The organism is Arthrobacter sp. zg-Y1110 (assembly GCF_025244865.1).
In the GTDB taxonomy this organism is placed as follows: domain Bacteria; phylum Actinomycetota; class Actinomycetes; order Actinomycetales; family Micrococcaceae; genus Arthrobacter_B.
The window spans coordinates 3,051,582-3,069,795 of the sequence record NZ_CP104272.1; the positions used below are offsets into that span (position 1 = coordinate 3,051,582).

Below are 18,214 nucleotides of genomic sequence, written 5' to 3' on the forward strand. Positions count from 1 at the left end.
GTGGGATATCAAACCATTGTCACGGAATTCCGCCCTGTGATGCCGGACGGTAGAAGGGGCCACTTCAGCGCCAGCAGCGCGAGTGGTTGGGAATCCCTGCCCCGTGCGTGATTACAGCCTCGGATTCCGGCGTTCATAGTGCAGTAAATGCTGCCTGGCCCGTCCGCAGACAGCATCTACTGCACACTCGGCCAGCCGAAGCCTCCTGATGCCCGTCCGAAGTAAAAGAATGGTCTCGGTTCAGTCCAGGCATGCGACGGCGCGACGGCGCGACGGCGTACAGCATGCTGCCCGGCCGTCCCGCAGGGAGCATCACCTGTACAGGAGGCAGCAAGGTAGCCCTTCCTCATCGGCAACGGCTGAAGAGGCCAGGGGGCAAAAGCGTGCTTAACAGCAAGAAGGACGGCCCCTTTGAGGGACCGTCCTTCTAAAGCGGTAGGCAGTGCTTACCAGCTGGACTTCTTGATGCCCGGCAGTTCGCCTGCGTGGGCCATGTTGCGGAAACGCACACGCGAGATACCGAACTTCTGGAGGGTACCGCGGGGGCGGCCGTCAATCTGGTCACGGTTGCGAAGGCGGACCGGGGAAGCGTTGCGCGGAAGCTTCTGCAGGCCGAGGCGTGCAGCTTCGCGGGCTTCGTCGGTAGCGTTTGCGTCGACCAGGGTCTTCTTCAGTTCGAGGCGCTTGGCAGCGTAACGCTCAACAATAACCTTGCGCTGCTCGTTGCGGGCAATCTTGGACTTCTTTGCCATTCTTAGCGCTCCTCACGGAAATCGACGTGCTGGCGGATCTTGGGATCGTACTTCTTCAGAACCATACGATCCGGATCGTTACGACGGTTCTTGCGAGTTACGTAGGTGTAGCCGGTGCCCGCAGTGGACTTCAGCTTGATGATCGGACGTACGTCCTTGTCCTTAGCCACTACAGCTTCACACCCTTCGCGATCAGATCGGTAACAACAGCGTCGATGCCGCGGATGTCAATCGTCTTGATGCCGCGTGCAGAAACCTGCAGCGTCACGTTGCGGCGCAGGGACGGAACCCAGTAGCGCTTCTTCTGAATATTCGGGTCGAACCGACGCTTGTTGCGGCGGTGCGAGTGCGAAATGCTGTGACCAAAGCCGGGGATGGCTCCGGTTACCTGGCAGTAAGCTGCCATGATCTCTCCTCCAGTTGTAGTAAATATGACGGTCCTCAAAAAACAGACACAAGGCGGAAGCGCCTAAGCACCTGCCATAAAGAGCGTCCCGCCACCAGTTTTGACACCGTTATTACTGCGACTTTCCGGAGGTTAACCTGGCGGGGTGAGATCCAGCCGAAGTGCCTCGCCGCGGGGAAGACGGTGAAGTTCAGGCAGCCGAACGGGAGAACCCGGCTCGACAGCCTTCAATTCTAGGTTTATACGGGTGGCCGTGCAAATACTCCCCTGCCCGCGCGGAGCGGAACAGGTTAACACACACACGACTTAACGCCTCTCTATCCTAGGGGCAACGGGCGTTTCGTTCAAACTCGGAGGTACCTGCGTGCCGGGTATCACGACGACGGCGGGTCCGCCTTCGAATCGCGTCCCACCACGGCCACGCCGTTTTCCGGATCCAACTCCGCCCCGTCCAGTTTCCGCCCTCCGCCGATCACCGTCGTGGAGTCCACAATCAGGTTTGCGATACGCGCTCCGGACCGGACCACCACGCCGTCCAGCAGCACGCAGGAATCCACTTCGGCACCGGCCTCCACCACTGCGCCGGCGCTGAGAACGCTGCGGCGGACGCTGCCTTCGACCCGGGCACCGGGAGACAGCAGGCTCTCCGCGGCGATACCGTTCGGCCCGACATAGGCCGGCAGCCGCCGTGGGCTGGCGGAAAGGATCGGCCACTGCGGATCATCGAAATCCAGGCCGTTGCCCTCGATCAGGTCCAGGTGCGCCTGGTGGTAACTGCGCGGCGTGCCCATGTCCCGCCAGTATCCCGGCAGCCGGTATTCCACGACTTTTTCCTGTTCCACCAGGTAGGGAATGAGCTGGTCTCCGTAGTCCTCGAGCTGCCCGTCCCGCTGCACCAGGGTTTCCAGTGCGTTCAGCAGGACATCGGTGTCATAGAGGAAGATCTCCGCCGCCACCAGGTCCGTCTTCGGATCCTGGGGCTTGTACTCGAATCCGGTGACCAGCCCGTCGGTTACCTCGACCACTCCGTGGTCCCCCGGATTGTTGTTGATCTTCGTGGTGACCAGGGTCAGGGCCGCGCCGTTTGCCTGGTGGGTTTCGACGACGTCGCGGTAGTCCAGGCGGTAGAGATGGTCGGCGCTGAGCACCAGCACGAGGTCCGGGTCGAATTCGCGGATGTAATCCGCCTGGCGGTACAGGGCGTCCGCGTTGCCCTGGGCGAAGCCTTCGCCGTCGCCGCCCTGGAACGGCGGAAGCACCCGCAGCCCGCCCTGGGTGCGGTCAAGGTCCCAGGGCCGCCCGCTGACCATCTGGTCATTGAGCGACTGGGGCTTGTACTGCTCCACAATCCAGACATCGCCGAAGCCGCTGTTGTGCAGGTTGGAGAGGGAAATATCGATGAGGTTGTAGGACCCGGCGACCGGGATGGCCGGTTTCGCTCGGTGGTCCGTCAAGCTGCCCAACCGTCCGCCGGCACCGCCGGCGAGGACTACGGTCAGGATTCGGGGTACGCGCATGCTGTGGTGCCTCTCATCGTGCCGTGGATATCGTGCGTTTGCTCGGTATCCACGCTAACAAGGGCAGGCACCCGGGCGACAAGTTGACTTTGGCGCTACGGGGACTGATTCGGCCCGAGAATGCCGTTGCCGGGGTCGAGGCGGGCGAGTATCTTCTTTCCCACCCGTTCCAGATCCGCAACGTCTTCGTCGGAGAGGCCGTCGAAAACCGCCTTCCGGACGGATTCAACATGTTCCGGCGCGAGTCCCTCGAGGGCGGCCATGCCTTCATCCGTCAGTGCCGCCGTCGTCACCCGGGCATCCGCAGGCGAGGGGGTCCGGGACATCCAGCCGCGCTGCTCAAGTTTCTTGACCACATGGGAAAGCCGGGACAGCGAAGCGTTGGAGCGCGCGGCCAGCTCACTCATCGGCAGGGACCTGCCTTCGGCCTCGGAGACCATGGCCAGGACGTGGTAATCGAAGAGGGTGATCCGCGCGCGGCGGAACAGATCGGCGTCGAGCGCGGCCGGGAGGAGGCCCGATACGGCGTACAGGGCCAACCAGGCCTGCCGTTCCGGGGCGCTTAGCCAGCGGGGGGTGCTCTCAGTCATCCCGGCGTTCCTCTCGTCAAAGCTTTAGGTTTCAATGATCGCAGGGTTCGGGCTGCGCTCCAACCGGTGCCAAACGGCAGGAGACGACCGGACGCGCGGGGCGTCCGGCCGGCTCCTGTGGCTGGCGGTATTGCGGTTAGCGGCTGACGCCGGGTTCCGCGCGGTTGTCAGCAGGCTCTGCAGCGGAGGGCGCCTGCTGGCTCCCCAGCGTGTCGAACGGCAGCGAATCGACGTCGAGCCGCGGGTTCTCGTCCTGGCCTGCCACCAGTTCACGTGCCTCGGCATGGGTGTCCACGCTCGGCATGGACCCGGGCATCGGCCGGTTGGCTGATTCCTTCATAACGCCTACGGCAATGGCACCGGCCACGGAGGTGAACATCAGCCAGTAGGCCGGCATCATGTCGTTGTCCGTGAGGGTGATCAGGCCCTGCATGATCAGCGGCGCGGTGCCGCCGAAGATGGCAACGGCGAAGTTGTAGGAGATGCCCATGGCACCGTAGCGGCTGGCGGTCGGGAAGAGCGCCGGCAGTGCGGAGGCCAGGTTGGACACGTAGAAGGTCACCGGGATGGCCAGCAGCGCCAGGCCGAGCAGGGTCGTGGCAACCGGCCCCTGGTCAATCAGCCAGAAAGACGGAACAGCCAGGACGATGGTGGAGCCGGCACCCATCCACAGCACCGGACGGCGTCCGATGCGGTCGGAAAGCTTGCCGGTGAGCGGAATGCACAGGGCCATCAGAACCAGCACGGGGATGGTCAGCATGGTGCCGTGGACCGGATCGTAGCCCTTGGAATCCGTCAGGTAGGAGGGCATGTAGGACGTCAGCGCGTAGCCCACGGTGTTGGCGGCGGCCACGAGGACCATGGCCAGCACGATCGGACGCCAGTAGGCACGGAAAATGCCCATGGTGCCCAGCGACTCGGTTTCGTCGCCGCCCTTGGCGCCCGCTTCCTGTGCATCCAGGGTGGCCTGGAAGGCCGGGGATTCTTCGATCTTGAGCCGGAAGTAGATGGCTACGGCGCCCATCGGTCCCGCGACCAGGAACGGGATGCGCCAGCCCCAGTCCACCATGTCGGCGTCGGAGAGCAGCAGCTGCATCACCGAGACGACGGCTGCACCCAGGGCGAAGCCCAGGTAGCTGCCCAGGTCCAGGATGCTGGCGAGGAAGCCGCGCCGCTTGTCGGAGGCGTATTCGGTAACAAAGGTGGTGGCACCGGCGTACTCGCCGCCGGTGGAGAAGCCCTGCAGCAGCTTCATAAGCACCAGCAGGATCGGAGCCCAGATGCCGATGGTGCCGTAGCTGGGCAGCAGGCCGATGACGAAAGTGGAACCGGCCATCATGATCAGCGTGATGGCCAGGGTCTTCTGCCGGCCCATGCGGTCGCCGAGGCGCCCGAAGACGACGCCGCCCAGCGGACGGGCGATGAAGGTGGCAGCGAAGACGCCGAGGCTGAAGAGCAGCTGTGCGTCCTTGTCGGCGTCGGACAGGAAGACGGCACCCATGGTGACGGCCAGGTAGCCGTAGACACCGACGTCGAACCATTCCATGGTGTTGCCGACGACGGTGCCGCCGACAGCCTTTTTCATCATGGACTTGTCGACGACATTTACGTCGTCCACCTCAAGTCGGCGGCGCCGCAGGGGGGACCTGCGGGTCTTGCGGGCCGCCGGTGTGGATGGTGAATCCGGGGTTCCGGAAACGCGGGGCGGTGCATCTTTCGGCATGTGGGCCTTCCCTCGATCGAAGTCGGCTGCTGGAGACAGAAGCAACCACCCGAGCACCACACGGTGCCGGGCAGGCCTACAAGTTTATGAAATCTGCGGTGCATCCACCGAATCGAGGAACGTAATTTCCCTTGTCAGGGCAGGTGCCGGGACCGGTTTTGGTATACAAACAGCGTACTTATCACCGCATATGTGATTTCCCGCACGGGTGGCTACGAAGCGGGCAGCGGCGGGTGGGTCAGCTCCGGATAACGGGGGCTGAGGTTGTCCCCGGAAGACACTCCGCGGAGCCGGCGGCTCACCCACGGGCCCAGGTATTCGCGCGCCCATTGGGCGTCCTTGCGGAGCTGCTCCACCCGGTTGCGCGCAGGCAGCTCCTCCAGCTCCGGAGTGTTAATGGCGTCCGTTCCGCGGAGCACTTCCAGCACCTTCTTGGCGGTCAGCATGTGACCGGCCGGGGACATGTGCAGGCGGTCCACGGCCCAGTACCGTTCGTCCTGGAGGTTCTTCATGCGCCAGTAGTCCACCAGCACGGCATCGTTCTTCTCCACTGCCTCGCGGACCAGTTCGTTGTAGATCGCCGTGCGTCCGCGGGTGCGTCCGAAGACCGGGGAATTGCCGGAATCGAATCCCGTGAAGACAAGCACCGCGGCACCGCTGGAGCACAGCTTCGCAATCCCGGCGTCGTAGGCGGCAACTATCGCGTCAATATCCACCTTGGGACGCAGGATGTCATTGCCCCCTGCATAGATGGTCACCAGCGTGGGCGACAGCGCGATGGCGGCATCCACCTGCTCGTTCAGGACCTGGTGCAGCTTCTTGCCGCGGATGGCGAGGTTCGCATACCCCCAGGAGCTGTCCGCGAGCACCAGTTGCTCGGCCACGCGGTCCGCCCACCCGCGCACGCCGTTGGGACGGGTCTCATCCTCATCCCCCACGCCTTCCGTAAACGAATCACCCAGGGCCACGTATCGCTGCTTGAAAGTCACCACCACAGATTACAAGCTTCCTCGAGAAACTCCCGTTCCAAGCCGGGTGCCGCACCAGCCACAGCCGGGCCCGGGACCGGGCTAGACTCAGAGCCGGACCATAGTTCGCATGCTTACGATAAGGACACCATGACCAGCCCAGACACCCAGTCGCGTCCCCGTGCCGCCGTCATTGTGAACCCCATCAAGAAGACGGATTTTGACGTCCGGGTGCGGGTGGCGGAAATCTGCGCCGACGAAGGCTGGGATGAGCCGTTGTTCTTCGACACCGAGGAAGCAGACCCGGGGCACTCCATGGCGCGCAAGGCCATGGAAGCCGGTGTCGACCTGGTGATTGCCGCCGGCGGAGACGGTACCGTGCGCTGCGTCGCCGCGGAGCTGGCCGGCACATCCTTCCCCATGGGCCTGCTGCCGCTGGGCACCGGCAACCTCCTGGCCCGCAACCTGGACATCGGGGTCGATGATCCGGAGCAGGCAGTCCGCGCCGCCCTCAACGGCACGGAGCGGCGCATCGACGTCGTCCACGTCACCGTTGATGAAGCCGTGGACAGCGACACCTTCCTGGTGATGGCGGGGCTGGGCTACGACGCCGGCATGATGGCGGACACCAAGGACACGCTCAAGGACAAGATCGGCTGGCTGGCGTACGTCGACGCCGGCATCCGGAACCTTCCCGGCAAGCCCGTCAAGACCACCATCTCGATCGACGGCGGCAAGCCGATCCACCGCCGTCTCCGCAGCGTCATGGGTGGAAACTGCGGCAAGATCACCGGTGGCCTGGAGATTTTCCCGGGTGCCAAACTCGACGACGGGCTGCTGGACATCCTGACGCTGGCGCCCAAGGGCAAGCTGGGCTGGGTGGGCGTGGTGACCGGGCTGCTGCGCCGCGGCAAGGGCAGCAGCACCGCTGTGGAGTACTACCAGTGCAAGCGCGCCGAGGTGTGGGCCGAGTCCCCGCTGGACTTCGAAATGGACGGCGACCATCTGGGCAACGCCACCCATATCCTGTTCGAGATGGATGCCAGTGCGCTGCGCATCCGGATGCCCTACGGCAAGAAGGACCCTGCGGTCCTCACCAACCCGGTGCCGTAACCCGTGACCCGGGCCGTCTCCGGACGGCCCGGTTACAGCCAGCCCATCGGGTCTTCGTAGTCCCCGTGGCGCAGCACTTCGAAGTGCAGATGCGGCCCGGTGGAGTTGCCGGTGCTGCCGACTCCACCCACCACTGCGCCGGCGTCCACGGCCTGCCCCACACTCACGTCAATGCTGTTGAGGTGGTTGTAGGTGGTCTGCAGTCCGTCACCGTGGTCAACAACCACGCGCAGCCCGCCGCCGCCGGTGGTATGCCAGCCGGCTTCCGTGACGGTGCCGCCGAGCATGGCCTTCACCGGGGTTCCGGTCACCGCGCCGAAGTCCGTTCCGGTGTGGAATTCCAGGGCGCCCGGGGCGAGCGGGTTGTCCCGGTAGCCGAACGGAGACGTGACCACCATGTCGTCCACTGGAGGGACAGGTCCCGGGTCCGGTTCGGCAACCGGTTCCGGAGCAGGCTCGGGGGCCGGTTCCGCTGCAGCCGGTTCCGCCGCAGGTGCCGGTTCGGGAGCCTCCGCTGCGGGAGCACCGCCGTCCGTGCCGTCCCCGCCGTCCCCGCCGTGGACTGTGGGCAGCTCGGACACCACAACCTGGCGTTCAATCCGCAGGTCCGGTTCGGCTGATTCGGCCGTCCCGGTGACGAGCCCGCCGATAGCGACGGCGGCGGCGATGGACAGCGCGCCGGTCCGCCGGTTGGGGGCATCGTTCTCCTGGATCCAGTTTCGAGCCCGTTCGCCCAGCCCTTTGGCGTGGGCCCCCAGTTCCTTTGCCCGGGCACCCGCTTCCCTGGCCGCACGGCCGCTCAGGTCTTCAGCCCGGGTACGGAGCGTTCCGGCCTGGGTGCGCAGGTCCTTCACGCGGGCCCGCACGCTTTCGGCGGAGATCCGGAGGTCAAGGGGATTCCGTTCGGGAGCCTGTTCTCCCGTCGGGCTCCCCGCCAGGGTCCGGTCCCGGATATTGGCGGGTGCGCGGAGCAGGGCCGAAGAGGAATCGGAGTTCTTTGAATGTGCGGAGTCTAAAAAGTGCTCGGTCAACAATCACCTCAGTGTGCGTTGGTCAAGGACTCTTCCGTGATCCGGACTTTCTGCCGTCCGTTGCGTTCCGGGCCCGGGCAGCCTTCACCGGGTTCCCTGGAGCGCTGAAGCCGGACTGGAACGTATCTGCGGGACCATCCCGGTCCTCCGCCTGGCAATCCGGCCCGGTTTTAATTCTAGAAACCGGCAGGCCGCCGGTCTCCCTTTTGTGGCCAATCCCAACACACCCGGTGACCCATGTCCGGCACCCCCGTGTCAGAGGTCTCGCCAACACCCGGGCCCACGGTCGGTCCGGCTCAGGGCACGTGCTCAGAGCACGCCCTTTCGTGCTTCCCCGAACAAGAGGTACCCCAGATAGAGGCTGCCCAGGGCCGCAGTGAAGATGCCCACGGGCAGGGCTGCGCCGACGTCGATCTGCTGCACGGTGAAGTCGGACAGCGTCAGTACCAGCGCGCCCACCAGCGCCGGTGCAGCAACACCGGGTGAGGAAACCCCGAGCAGGCGCAGCGCGATCTGCGGGGCAACCAGGGCCACGAACGCCACGGGCCCGCACACGCTGACAGCCGCGGCAGCCAACACCACCGCGAGGAGGATGGCGATCGTACGGGTACGCACCACCCGGACGCCGAGCCCGGCGGCTATGTCATCGCCGAGGGACACCAGGTTCAACTGCCGCTGCAGCGCGGCCGCGGCGGGCAGTGCGAGGACGAGGGCGACGGCGATCGTGGCCACATGGGACCAGGACCGGGAAGCCAGGGACCCGTTGAGGTAGAACGCCAGCGTCTGCGCCTGCTGCTCCCCCACGGTCGTCATTGCCAGCGAGGTCAAGGCGGTTGCTACGGCGGAAATGCCGATGCCGGCCACAATCAGTTTCCCGGGCCGCGCGAACCCGCGGCCGGTGCTGAGCCAGACCAGTCCCACAGCCACGGCACCACCCAGGATCGCGGCGACGGGCACCGGCAGGTAGCCCGGCCAAAGCGTGGTTGCGGCGGCTCCGGCAGCCGCACCGCTGGTCAACCCAACCACCTCCGGGCTGCCCAGCGGGTTGCGGGTAACCGTCTGGAAGAGGGAGCCGGCCACACCGAACGCGATACCCGCGCCCACTGCGGTCAGGAACCGCGGCCCGCGCAGCCGTTCGAGTACAAAGGAAGCGCTTCCCTCCGGCGGCGAGACGGCAAGTCCGAACAACTCACGCCAGGTCAGCCCCAGCTCCCCGGCGGTCAGCGTGAATGCTCCCGCCAGGATCAGTGCGACGGTCAGGAGGAGGCAGATCAGGAGGCTGCGCCTGCGGTACTGGAAGCTCAAGCGCTTGCCCAGGCGGACGGTGCGGGTTCCCGGCACGCGGTTCCCGGGCACGGTGCGGACGCCGCTCATGCCACCGCCCGCATCCGGCGGACGGCCAGGATCAGCAGCGGTGCGCCCAGCAGGGCGGTGATGACGCCGGTGAGCATTTCCCCGGGCTGCGCCACGAGGCGGCCTGCAACGTCCGCAAACAGGAGCAGGGCAGGCCCGAGAATCGCGCTCAGGACCAGCAGCCAGCGGTGGTCCGGGCCGGTAAAGCTGCGCACGATGTGCGGCACTGCGAGGCCGACAAAGCCGATGGGCCCGACGGCGGCGGTCGCCGAGGCGCACAGGAGAGCGGCGGCCAGCGCGCCGGTGACCTTGGCGGTCTGCGGCCGCAGGCCGAGCGATGCCGCGGCTTCCTCGCCCAGTGCCAGGGCGTTCAGGGTCCGCCCGGTGGCGAGGGCGGCGACCAGTCCCACCAGGAAGAACGGCAGGACGTCATAGGCCTGCTCCATGGTCCGTCCGCTCAGGGACCCCACTGCCCAGAACCGGTACATGGTGAACACATCCGGGCGGGTCAGGGCAATGGCTTGGATATAGGAGAGCAGCACCGCGGAGATCACGGTGCCGGCCAGGACCAGCCGGACCGGCGTCGAACCGCGCCGGCCGGAGGCGAGGCCGTACACCACCAGCACGGTGAGCAGGGCACCGGGCAGGGCTACCCAGACATTCGCGCTCGTGGCGCCGAGGCCGAAGAACGCCATTCCCGTGACCATGGCGGCTGCGGCTCCCGCGTTGACGCCCAGGATGCCCGGATCCGCGAGCGGATTGCGGGTCAGGCCCTGCATGATTACCCCGGCCACGGCCAGGGCGGCGCCGGCCACCATGCCCAGGACGGTCCGCGGCATCCGGCTGGCCACCACGTCATCGGCATAGGTGCTGCCGGTGCCGCTGATTTCCGTCCACAGCGACGCCGCGACCTCCGCCGGGCTCAGCTGGTGGGCGCCGACGGCGAGGCTGGTGATGACGGCGAGGAACAGCATACCCAGCCCTGCGGCCAGCAGTGCCGTCCCGCGCCCGGCGCCCAGCAGCGGACGCCGCGGAGCGGCCGGTGCACCTGCACCGGCCGCTCCCGGGTTTCCGGCCTGCGCCGGAACCAAGCCAGGCGTCGAATTAGTCGACCTTGGCAACTGCTTCTTCAATCATCGGCTCGAACCGATCCAGGACCCACGGAACGCTCAACGGTGTCAGGAAGCTGGAGGCCATGCCGACCTGGCGGTCCAGGCTGCGCACCACGGAGTCGCGTTCAACCGCGGGGATCTGCGCGAAAAGCCGCTGCTCTTCGGTGCGCTGCTGCTCCGCTTCGTCGTTGTACCAGGTGAACAGCACGTCGACGTCGTTCAGCTTGCCGGCGTTCTCCAGCCCCAGGTCCGAGGTGAAGCTTCCCTCGCTCGAGGGAATGTCCTGCACCTCGGGGGCCACGGTCATGCCCAGCGCGGTGAGGATATCCACGCGTGCGTCACCCTCGTTGTAAAGCACCAGGGAGCCCGGGGCGCCGCCGCCCCAGACGTAGGCGAAGGTCTTTCCGGCAAACTCGGGATGCTCGGCCGCGCTGTCCGCCAGGGACTGCCCGATGCCGTCAACTGCATCCTGTGCTGCCTCCGGTTCGCCAAGGGCCTTGCCGATGAGCGCAATCTGGTCATCCCAGCTGATGTTCCAGGCCTGCTCCGGGTAGGCCACTGTGGGAGCGAGATCGTTGAGGATGTCGAAGTCCTCCTGGGTGATGCCGGAGTTCGGGGCCAGGATCAGGTCCGGTTCCAAGGCAACAATGGCATCAATGTCAATGTCCTGTCCCCCGGTGAAGGTGGTCGGGAAATCGTCGCCGCGTTCCTCGATGGCTTCGCTGACCCACGGGTAGTTGCCGTGTTCGTCGTTGCCCCAGGTGACTTCTTCGACGCCCACCGGCGTGGTGCCCAGCGCGACGGCGGTGTCCGCGGAGCCCCAGCCGATGGTGACCACGCGTTCGGGCTTTTCCTCAACCACGGCCTGCCCCAGGGCGGAGTCGATGGTTACCGGAAAGTGCTCCGACCCTGCAGTGCTTGCCCCGGCCTCCGGGCTGTCCCCCGCGTCTGCACCGCAGCCGCTCAGGGCCAGCAGGACCGCAGGGACCGCCAGCGCAGCGGCAATCGGAGTTCTTTTCATGGTTCTTCCTCTCAGGAGGACGGGCCCGCCGTATGGCAGGCCCGTCTAATAAAAAATCAGGTGCGGATTCGCTAGGAAAGTTCGGCTCGGCCCTTGCGCCAGTAGCCCATAAAGGCCACCTGCTTGCGGTCGATCCCGACGTCGCGCACCAGGTAGCGGCGCAGTCCGCGCACCACGGCGGCCTCGCCGGCGATCCAGGCATAGAAGGGAAGGGCGCCGGACGGGGCGTGCGGATTCCGCGAGGCTTCCACCACGGCGGGATCCAGCCGCTGCGGGGTTTCCCACAGGATGGCCTCGTCCACGTTGACTTCCTCGGGTTCCCGCAGGGTGGGGCTGGGGCGGAACGGTGCGCCGTCGGCCGTCTCCACCGATGCCCAGCCCGGCAGTGCCACGACCTGCCGCACCGCGGCGTCGAGCAGTTCGCCGTGCGGCCGGGAACCGCGGGCCAGCCAGATCATCTGCACGCCGGAGTTGGTGCTGACCTCCTGGCGGTCGCCGCTGGACGGAATTTCCATCAGGGCGTGGCCGGTGACGTCTTCGGGCAGCGACTCCAGGATCGCGGTGATGGCCGGTACGGCGGTTTCATCCCCGGCGAGCAGCACGTGCCGGGCCATGCCGGGACGCCATTCGATGCCGCCGTAGGACTCGGCGGTGACGCACTGGGCAACGTTCGGTCCAATGATGCAGACCCGGTCCCCCGGTTCCGCGGAAGCCGCCCAGCTGGAAGCCGGTCCGCCCTTGCCGTCCTCGTCGAAGTGCATCACGAAGTCGACGTCGATCTCCGGTTCGGACCCGGAGCAGCGGGCATCGCGGACGGTGTAGGTTCGCATGCAGCCGCGGGTGGCCGGATCCAGCTTCAGCCAGTCCTGGTACCAGCCGGCGTCGAGCGTGGAGAGGTCCGGCAGCGGCAGGGAAGTGCCGTCCGCGTCGACGCAGGGCACAATCACCTTGATCCGCAGATCGTGGGTCAGTCCCTGCACGCCGAAGTCGGCCAGGCAGGGGCCGGCGAAGGTGACTCGCTGGAAGTTGGTGCCCACCCGGGCAATCCGTTTGACCTCAACGTCGAAGGACATCACGGCGCCGGCGCTGCGGGCACGGCGGCCGTGGCGGGCCGGAACGGTTGCGGCGGTTGCGGCGGAAGCCGCAGTTGCCCCGTTGGCGGAGCGGACGTGCGTCATGATGCGGCCTCCATGGGCTCGTTGATGCCGGACCGGCGCTGGCCGTCCCCCGGATTGGGCAGGTAGCCCTGTGGTTTTTCCGGTTCCGGTTCCGGTTCCGGTTCCGGTTCGGCGCTGTGGTGGCGGCCCAGCGGGACGACCATCGGCGTGCCGGAGACCGGGTCCGGGATAACGCGGGAGGCCAGCCCGAAGACGGCGCCCACCAGTTCCTCGGTCACGACGTCGGCCGGGGCGCCTTCTGCGGCAATCTTCCCGTCCTTCATGGCCACCAGGTGGTCCGCGTAACGGGCGGCCAGGTTCAAATCGTGCAGCACGATGGCCACGGTGGTGCCGGCCCGCCGGTTGAGGTCGGTAATCAGGTCCAGGACTTCGATCTGGTGGGTGACGTCCAGGAAGGTGGTGGGTTCGTCCAGCAGCAGGATGTCCGTTTCCTGTGCCAGGGCCATGGCAATCCAGACCCGCTGGCGCTGGCCGCCGGAAAGCTCATCCACGCTGCGTCCGGCCAGGTCCACCGTGTCGGTGGCGGCCAGCGCGGCGGCCACCGCGTCGTCGTCGGCGGAGGTCCACTGCCGGAACCAGCCCTGGTGGGGGTAGCGGCCGCGGCCCACCAGATCCGCCACCGTGATCCCCTCGGGGGCGGTGGGTGTCTGCGGAAGCAGTCCGAGCGTGCGCGCCACCTGCCGGCTGGGCACGGCGGAGATATCCTTGCCGTTCAGGTAGACGGTGCCGGCGGTGGGCTTCAGCAGCCGGGCCAGGCCCCGCAGCAGGGTGGACTTTCCGCAGGCATTGGCACCGACGATGATCGTGATTTTTCCGGCGGGGAGGGTGAGCGAAAGCGAGTCCACCACTTTGCGCTCGTCGTATCCGAGCTCCAGCTTTTCAGCGGAAAGCAGGTTCTCCATGTCAGCCTCCTTGGCCTACGCGGTTTGACGTGACCAGCAGCCACAGAAGAAAAGGGGCCCCGAGGGCACCGGTCACCACGCCCACGGGCAGGGTGACGCCGGGGATGAGGTTGGCACCGACGAAGTCTGCTGCCAGGACGATGCAGGCGCCGACCAGTCCGGCGGTGAGCAGAGTGCCCTCCCCGCCCATCAGCCGGCGGGCGATGGGTCCGGAGAGGAACGCGATGAAGGCCACCGGGCCGGCTGCCGCGGTGGCGACGGCGGCCAGGCCTACGCCGACGATGATCAGGGCCAGCCGTGCCGATTCGACGCGGATACCGAGGCCGGCAGCGGCGTCGTCACCGAGTTCCAGTCCGCGCAGGCTGCGGGAGAGCACGGCCGCAGCGGGAAGCAGCACCAGCAGGAAGGCGGCCAGGACCGCTGCACGGTCCCAGCTGCTGTTGTTCAGGGAACCGTTCAGCCACACGAGCGCCTCGGAGGCGGTGCGGATATCCGTCCGGGTCAGCAGGAAACTCACCAGTGCCTGCATCACGGCGGCGAAGCCGATGCCCACCAGCACCAGCCGGTAACCCGCCGCACCGCCGCGGCGGGAAAGCAGGTAGATGGCCAGGGCCACCACCAGCGCTCCCACCAGCGCGACGACGGACACCGTGGTCCCGGCGGCGCCGAACAGCACGATTGCGCTCACCGCGCTGGCACTGGCGCCGTAGCTGATGCCGATGATGTCGGGGCTGGCCAGGGGGTTGCGCAGCAGGGTCTGGAATACCGCCCCGGCTATCCCGAACCCCACCCCGATCAAGGTGCCGATGACTGCCCGGGGAAGCTTGCTCTCCATCAGGATGTAGGTTGCACCGGGGATCTGCTCCCCGAACAGGATCCGGAAGAAATCCGGGATGGTGAAGGTATAGGTGCCCAGCAGGACGTAGACCGCGAACAGCACGAACACCGCGGCGGCCAGCAGCGACGGCACCAGCACCCGGCGTCGTCGTCCTTGTCGCCGGGCAGCCCGAACCGCTTCTGCCGCGCCGGCGGGTGCGGTGCGGGGGCCGCGGGGAGTCTCGACGGCGGCGCTCACAGTTCGGCCAGCTTCCGGCGCCGCACGAGCCAGATGAAGACCGGCGCGCCGATCACTGCGGTAGTGACCCCGACGGGGATTTCCCCCGGCGGCAGCAGGACCCGGCCCACCACGTCGGCGGTGACCAGCAGTGCCGGGGCGAGGAGCATGGAGAAGGGCAGAATCCAGCGGTAATCCGGGCCGGTGAAACTGCGCACCACGTGCGGGATGACCAGGCCGATGAACGCGATGGGTCCGGCGGCTGCAGTGGCAGCACCGCACAGCAGCACCACCCCCAGCGCCGTGATCCCCCGTGTGAGTCCCACGCGCTGGCCGAGCCCGCGGGCAACGTCGTCGCCCAGGCTCAGGCCGTTCAGGGCCCGGCCGGCGAAGACGGAAATCAGGGCACCTGCCGCCAGGAACGGCAGCACCGCGACGATGGTGTCCCAGTTCCGTCCGGACACGCTGCCCACCTGCCAGAAGCGAAAGGTATCCAGGGTCTGCTGGCTGGAGACCAGCACGGCGCTGAGCAGGGACATCAATCCGGCGCTGAGCGCTGCGCCGGCCAGGGCCAGTTTGACGGGCGTGGCGCCTTCCCGGCCGAGGCTCGCCACCAGATAAACGACGACGGCGGCTCCCGCAGCGCCGGCTAAGGCAAACCAGATGTAGCCGTTGAGGTTGGTGACGCCGAAGATGTAGATGCCCAGCACCACCGCGAACGCCGCACCGGCGTTGACACCCAGGATGCCGGGGTCTGCCAGCGGATTACGGGCCACGCCCTGCATGGCCGCACCGGCCAGGCCGAGCGCGGCGCCGGTGACCAGGCCCAGGACCGTCCGCGGAACGCGGGAGTGGACCACCGCATGGTCTCCGTTGGCCGGGTCGAAGGCGGTAAAGGCCTCCCAGACGGTGCCGGGGGCAACCGGCCGGGCGCCGATGGCCACGGACGCGGCACATGCCACGGCAAGGAACGCAAGGGTCAGGAGGAGCAGGCCGAAACGTCGTCCGGATCCTCGGTTTCCGGCGGATTCCGGCCGGGAAACGGCAGGTTCAGTGCCGGGACCGGTGGTCTTGCCCGCGGAGGAAGCCGCTTCGGTGAGGTGCACGCGGGAGCCGCGCTGGCGGGGAACGCCTGACGGGCGTGCGGCAACGCTCACGTAGGCACCTCCCTAGAGCAACAGGCAATTTCTTAAGTAAGGCTAGCCTATGGTTACTGCCTTTAAGAAACGTTTATGTTGCGTATTAGGACGCCTGCCGCTGGTTAGTTGTCGGCGCCGTGTCCGGGGGCAACCCGTTCCGATTTCCGCACCGGTCCGGGTGGGGTTCCGTCGCCGAAGGGCCGGCCTCCCAGCTCCTCGCGGCCGTGCTCCGAAAGCCAGTTGGACAGGTCCGGACCTTTGGGCACAATCCCGGTGGGGTTAATGTCCTCGTGGACGATGTAGTAGTGCGCCTTGATCTGCTCGAAGTCCACGGTGTCCCCGAAGCCGGGTGTCTGGAACAGGTCCCGCGCGTACCCCCACAGGGCGGGCATCTCGGTCAGCTTGTTCCGGTTGCATTTGAAGTGCCCGTGATAGACGGGATCGAAGCGCACCAGGGTGGTGAACAGCCGGACGTCCGCCTCGGTGATGGTGTCCCCCACCAGGTAGCGCTGCGTCGAAAGCCGGTCCTCCAGCCAGTCCATCGCAGCCCACAGACGGTCATAGGCCGCGTTGTAGGCCTCCTGCGAGCCGGCGAATCCACACCGGTACACCCCGTTGTTCACCTCGGTGAAGATCCGTTTATTGACCTGTTCCATTTCCGCCAGATGCTCGGCCGGCAGCAGGTCCGGAGCACCCTCGCGGTGGAACTCCTTCCACTCGGTGGAGAAGTCCAGGGTGATCTGCGGGAAGTTGTTGGTCACCACGGCACCGGTGGGAACGTCCACGATCGCCGGGACGGTAATCCCGCGCTGATAGCCGGGGACGCGGCGGAAGAAGGCCTCCTGCAGCCGTTCAATGCCCAGCACCGGGTCCCGTCCGTCCGGATCCAGGTCGAAGGTCCAGCTGCGGGCGTCATGGGTGGGCCCGGGCAGGCCCAGCGAGATGGCATCCTCCAGGCCCAGCAGCCGCCGGACAATGATGGTCCGGTTGGCCCACGGGCAGGCGCGGGCTGCGACCAGCCGGTAGCGTCCGGCCTCCACCGGGTAGCCGTCCCGGCCATCTCGGGTGATTCGGGTTTCGATGTAGTTCGTGTCCCGCGTGTATTCGGTGCCGCCGGTGACATAGGCGCCTTTGGTGCTATGCGCGGAGCTGTCCGCCGGGGCTGATCCCTGTGATGTCATGCCCAACAGACTAACGCGTTGCGCCCGGCCGCGGGGGCCTGCCGCTGCCTTCGGGGCTGCCGGAAAACGGGCGCGGCGGTAGAGTCGAATCCAACGCCGGCAGCAGTTCAACGGAAGGAACTGGACCATGCGAGTAGCGGTTATCGGAGCAACCGGAAACGTTGGAACGGCGATCCTGCGCCGGCTTGCCGACGCCCGCAGCGAACGCGGCGATCTGGAGGTGGTGGGGATTGCCCGCCGGATTCCGGATACCTCGCTGCCTCCGTACAACGACGTCGAGTGGCACAGCATCGACGTCGGCGACGCCGCCAACGTGGACAAGTTGGCCGAGGCGCTCCGCGGGTCCGATGCGGTCATCCACCTTGCCTGGCTGATCCAGCCCAACCGTGACGAAGCCGAGCTGCACCGGGTCAACGTCAAGGGTACGGAAAATGCGCTGGCCGCGGCGGCCGCCGCGGGGGTCCGGCAGTTTGTCTGCGCCTCCTCTGTGGGTGCGTACAGCCCGGCTCCGAAGGACCGGCTGACGGATGAATCCTGGCCGGCGCGCGGCATCGCCAGTTCGCACTACAGCAGGCACAAGGGCGAGCAGGAAGCGCTCCTGGACCGGTTCGAACTGGAGTACCCGGAGATCGCCGTGGCCCGGCTGCGGCAGGGGCTGGTCTTCTCCTCCGACGCCGGAAGCGAGGTCGGCGTCTACTTTGTGGGCCGGGTGATCCCCAAGTTCATCCTCAACAAGCTCCGCTTGCCGTTGATCCCCCTGCCCAGCGAGTTTGTTTTCCAGGCGGTCCACGCCGATGACATGGCCGACGCCTACTGGCGCGTGGTGGACCAGCGCGCGGAGGGCGCCTTCAACATTGCCGCCGATCCGGTCATCACGCCCGAGCTCCTGGCCGGGGTGCTGGGCGCCAAGCGGGTCCTGAACGTGCCGGTGAAGCTGGTGCGCGCCGTCGTCGGCCTGACCTGGGCGGCGCACCTGCAGGCCTCGGATCCGGGCTGGATCGACTTGGCCGCCGGTGTGCCGGTAATGGACACCGCCCGGGCGCGCGAAGAGCTGGGCTGGCAGCCGCGGCGCACCTCGCTGGAATCCCTGCAGTTCGTGCTGGACGGGATGAGCGCCGGCGACGGTGTGGCCGGCTCTCCGCTGCTGGCACCCCGCAGCCGGGTGCGCCGCTAG

18 protein-coding genes are annotated in these 18,214 nt (G+C 67.0%); 2 read left to right on the plus strand and 16 right to left on the minus strand.

Annotated elements, in window-relative coordinates; all coding sequences use genetic code 11:
- Nucleotides 1-446 precede the first annotated feature (446 nt).
- The 7 genes from rpsN to N2K99_RS14280 all read right to left on the minus strand — a co-directional run bounded on the left by rpsN (nt 447) and on the right by N2K99_RS14280 (nt 5,977).
- Nucleotides 447-752, minus strand: a complete 306-nt coding sequence (gene rpsN, locus N2K99_RS14250) for a 30S ribosomal protein S14 (RefSeq protein WP_227919276.1) — start codon at nt 750-752, stop codon at nt 447-449.
- Nucleotides 753-754: 2 nt separating this feature from the next.
- Nucleotides 755-922, minus strand: coding sequence for a 50S ribosomal protein L33 (gene rpmG / locus N2K99_RS14255; protein ID WP_227919278.1), 168 nt, complete (start codon nt 920-922; stop codon nt 755-757).
- On the minus strand, nt 922-1,158 hold the full coding sequence (gene rpmB / locus N2K99_RS14260) for a 50S ribosomal protein L28 (RefSeq protein WP_146360594.1): 237 nt from the start codon (nt 1,156-1,158) through the stop codon (nt 922-924). The genes rpmG and rpmB overlap by 1 nt, the downstream gene beginning before the upstream one ends.
- A 374-nt stretch (nt 1,159-1,532) precedes the next feature.
- Nucleotides 1,533-2,675 carry a glucose-1-phosphate adenylyltransferase family protein gene (locus N2K99_RS14265; protein ID WP_227932909.1) on the minus strand — a complete coding sequence of 381 codons (1,143 nt, stop codon included), beginning with the start codon at nt 2,673-2,675 and terminating at the stop codon, nt 1,533-1,535.
- 95 nt (nt 2,676-2,770) lie between these two features.
- Nucleotides 2,771-3,265 carry a MarR family winged helix-turn-helix transcriptional regulator gene (locus tag N2K99_RS14270; protein WP_227932908.1) on the minus strand — a complete coding sequence of 165 codons (495 nt, stop codon included), beginning with the start codon at nt 3,263-3,265 and terminating at the stop codon, nt 2,771-2,773.
- A 136-nt stretch (nt 3,266-3,401) separates the two neighbouring features.
- Entirely contained in the window at nt 3,402-4,988 is a 1,587-nt protein-coding gene (locus N2K99_RS14275) for an MFS transporter (protein WP_227932907.1), read from the minus strand.
- 212 nt (nt 4,989-5,200) lie between these two features.
- Complete coding sequence (locus N2K99_RS14280; RefSeq protein WP_227919292.1) at nt 5,201-5,977, minus strand: SGNH/GDSL hydrolase family protein; 777 nt, start codon at nt 5,975-5,977, stop codon at nt 5,201-5,203.
- A 129-nt stretch (nt 5,978-6,106) separates the two neighbouring features.
- Between N2K99_RS14280 and N2K99_RS14285 the strand changes: the two genes are divergently transcribed.
- A complete protein-coding gene (locus N2K99_RS14285) occupies nt 6,107-7,069 on the plus strand; it encodes a diacylglycerol kinase family protein (RefSeq protein ID WP_227919293.1) in 963 nt (320 codons plus the stop codon).
- Between the two features lie 32 nt (nt 7,070-7,101).
- Here N2K99_RS14285 and N2K99_RS14290 read toward each other — a convergent pair whose 3' ends face one another.
- The 9 genes from N2K99_RS14290 to N2K99_RS14330 all read right to left on the minus strand — a co-directional run bounded on the left by N2K99_RS14290 (nt 7,102) and on the right by N2K99_RS14330 (nt 17,040).
- Complete coding sequence (locus N2K99_RS14290; RefSeq protein WP_227932906.1) at nt 7,102-8,100, minus strand: M23 family metallopeptidase; 999 nt, start codon at nt 8,098-8,100, stop codon at nt 7,102-7,104.
- A 309-nt stretch (nt 8,101-8,409) separates the two neighbouring features.
- Nucleotides 8,410-9,474 (minus strand): iron chelate uptake ABC transporter family permease subunit, encoded by a 1,065-nt coding sequence (locus tag N2K99_RS14295; protein WP_227932905.1) that lies wholly within the window; start codon nt 9,472-9,474, stop codon nt 8,410-8,412.
- Entirely contained in the window at nt 9,471-10,574 is a 1,104-nt protein-coding gene (locus N2K99_RS14300; protein WP_227932904.1) for an iron ABC transporter permease, read from the minus strand. Before N2K99_RS14300 ends, N2K99_RS14295 begins: the two co-directional genes overlap by 4 nt.
- The gene (locus N2K99_RS14305; RefSeq protein ID WP_227932903.1) at nt 10,558-11,586 is read right to left on the minus strand and encodes an iron-siderophore ABC transporter substrate-binding protein; all 1,029 of its coding nucleotides are present in this window, start codon (nt 11,584-11,586) and stop codon (nt 10,558-10,560) included. Before N2K99_RS14305 ends, N2K99_RS14300 begins: the two co-directional genes overlap by 17 nt.
- 71 nt (nt 11,587-11,657) lie before the next feature.
- Nucleotides 11,658-12,659: a siderophore-interacting protein gene (locus tag N2K99_RS14310; protein ID WP_227920904.1), complete on the minus strand. Its 1,002-nt coding sequence runs from the start codon at nt 12,657-12,659 to the stop codon at nt 11,658-11,660.
- 101 nt (nt 12,660-12,760) lie between these two features.
- On the minus strand, nt 12,761-13,666 hold the full coding sequence (locus N2K99_RS14315; protein ID WP_227919300.1) for an ABC transporter ATP-binding protein: 906 nt from the start codon (nt 13,664-13,666) through the stop codon (nt 12,761-12,763).
- Nucleotide 13,667: 1 nt separating this feature from the next.
- Nucleotides 13,668-14,741 (minus strand): FecCD family ABC transporter permease, encoded by a 1,074-nt coding sequence (locus tag N2K99_RS14320; protein ID WP_374200023.1) that lies wholly within the window; start codon nt 14,739-14,741, stop codon nt 13,668-13,670.
- A complete protein-coding gene (locus N2K99_RS14325) occupies nt 14,738-15,877 on the minus strand; it encodes an iron ABC transporter permease (protein WP_227932902.1) in 1,140 nt (379 codons plus the stop codon). Before N2K99_RS14325 ends, N2K99_RS14320 begins: the two co-directional genes overlap by 4 nt.
- A 104-nt stretch (nt 15,878-15,981) precedes the next feature.
- Entirely contained in the window at nt 15,982-17,040 is a 1,059-nt protein-coding gene (locus N2K99_RS14330) for a glutathione S-transferase family protein (RefSeq protein ID WP_227919306.1), read from the minus strand.
- Nucleotides 17,041-17,167: 127 nt separating this feature from the next.
- Here N2K99_RS14330 and N2K99_RS14335 point away from each other — a divergent pair, with 127 nt between their 5' ends.
- On the plus strand, nt 17,168-18,214 hold the full coding sequence (locus N2K99_RS14335; protein ID WP_227932901.1) for an NAD-dependent epimerase/dehydratase family protein: 1,047 nt from the start codon (nt 17,168-17,170) through the stop codon (nt 18,212-18,214).

Coding starts and splice junctions, on each gene's coding strand:
- N2K99_RS14270 (WP_227932908.1), bottom strand. CDS start 3,265: ATGACTGAGAGCACCCCCCGCTGGCTAAGCGCCCCGGAACGGCAGGCC.
- N2K99_RS14275 (WP_227932907.1), bottom strand. CDS start 4,988: ATGCCGAAAGATGCACCGCCCCGCGTTTCCGGAACCCCGGATTCACCA.
- N2K99_RS14315 (WP_227919300.1), bottom strand. CDS start 13,666: ATGGAGAACCTGCTTTCCGCTGAAAAGCTGGAGCTCGGATACGACGAG.
- N2K99_RS14295 (WP_227932905.1), bottom strand. CDS start 9,474: ATGAGCGGCGTCCGCACCGTGCCCGGGAACCGCGTGCCGGGAACCCGC.
- N2K99_RS14305 (WP_227932903.1), bottom strand. CDS start 11,586: ATGAAAAGAACTCCGATTGCCGCTGCGCTGGCGGTCCCTGCGGTCCTG.
- N2K99_RS14285 (WP_227919293.1), top strand. CDS start 6,107: ATGACCAGCCCAGACACCCAGTCGCGTCCCCGTGCCGCCGTCATTGTG.
- N2K99_RS14310 (WP_227920904.1), bottom strand. CDS start 12,659: ATGTCCTTCGACGTTGAGGTCAAACGGATTGCCCGGGTGGGCACCAAC.
- rpmB (WP_146360594.1), bottom strand. CDS start 1,158: ATGGCAGCTTACTGCCAGGTAACCGGAGCCATCCCCGGCTTTGGTCAC.
- rpsN (WP_227919276.1), bottom strand. CDS start 752: ATGGCAAAGAAGTCCAAGATTGCCCGCAACGAGCAGCGCAAGGTTATT.
- N2K99_RS14265 (WP_227932909.1), bottom strand. CDS start 2,675: ATGCGCGTACCCCGAATCCTGACCGTAGTCCTCGCCGGCGGTGCCGGC.
- N2K99_RS14330 (WP_227919306.1), bottom strand. CDS start 17,040: ATGACATCACAGGGATCAGCCCCGGCGGACAGCTCCGCGCATAGCACC.
- N2K99_RS14335 (WP_227932901.1), top strand. CDS start 17,168: ATGCGAGTAGCGGTTATCGGAGCAACCGGAAACGTTGGAACGGCGATC.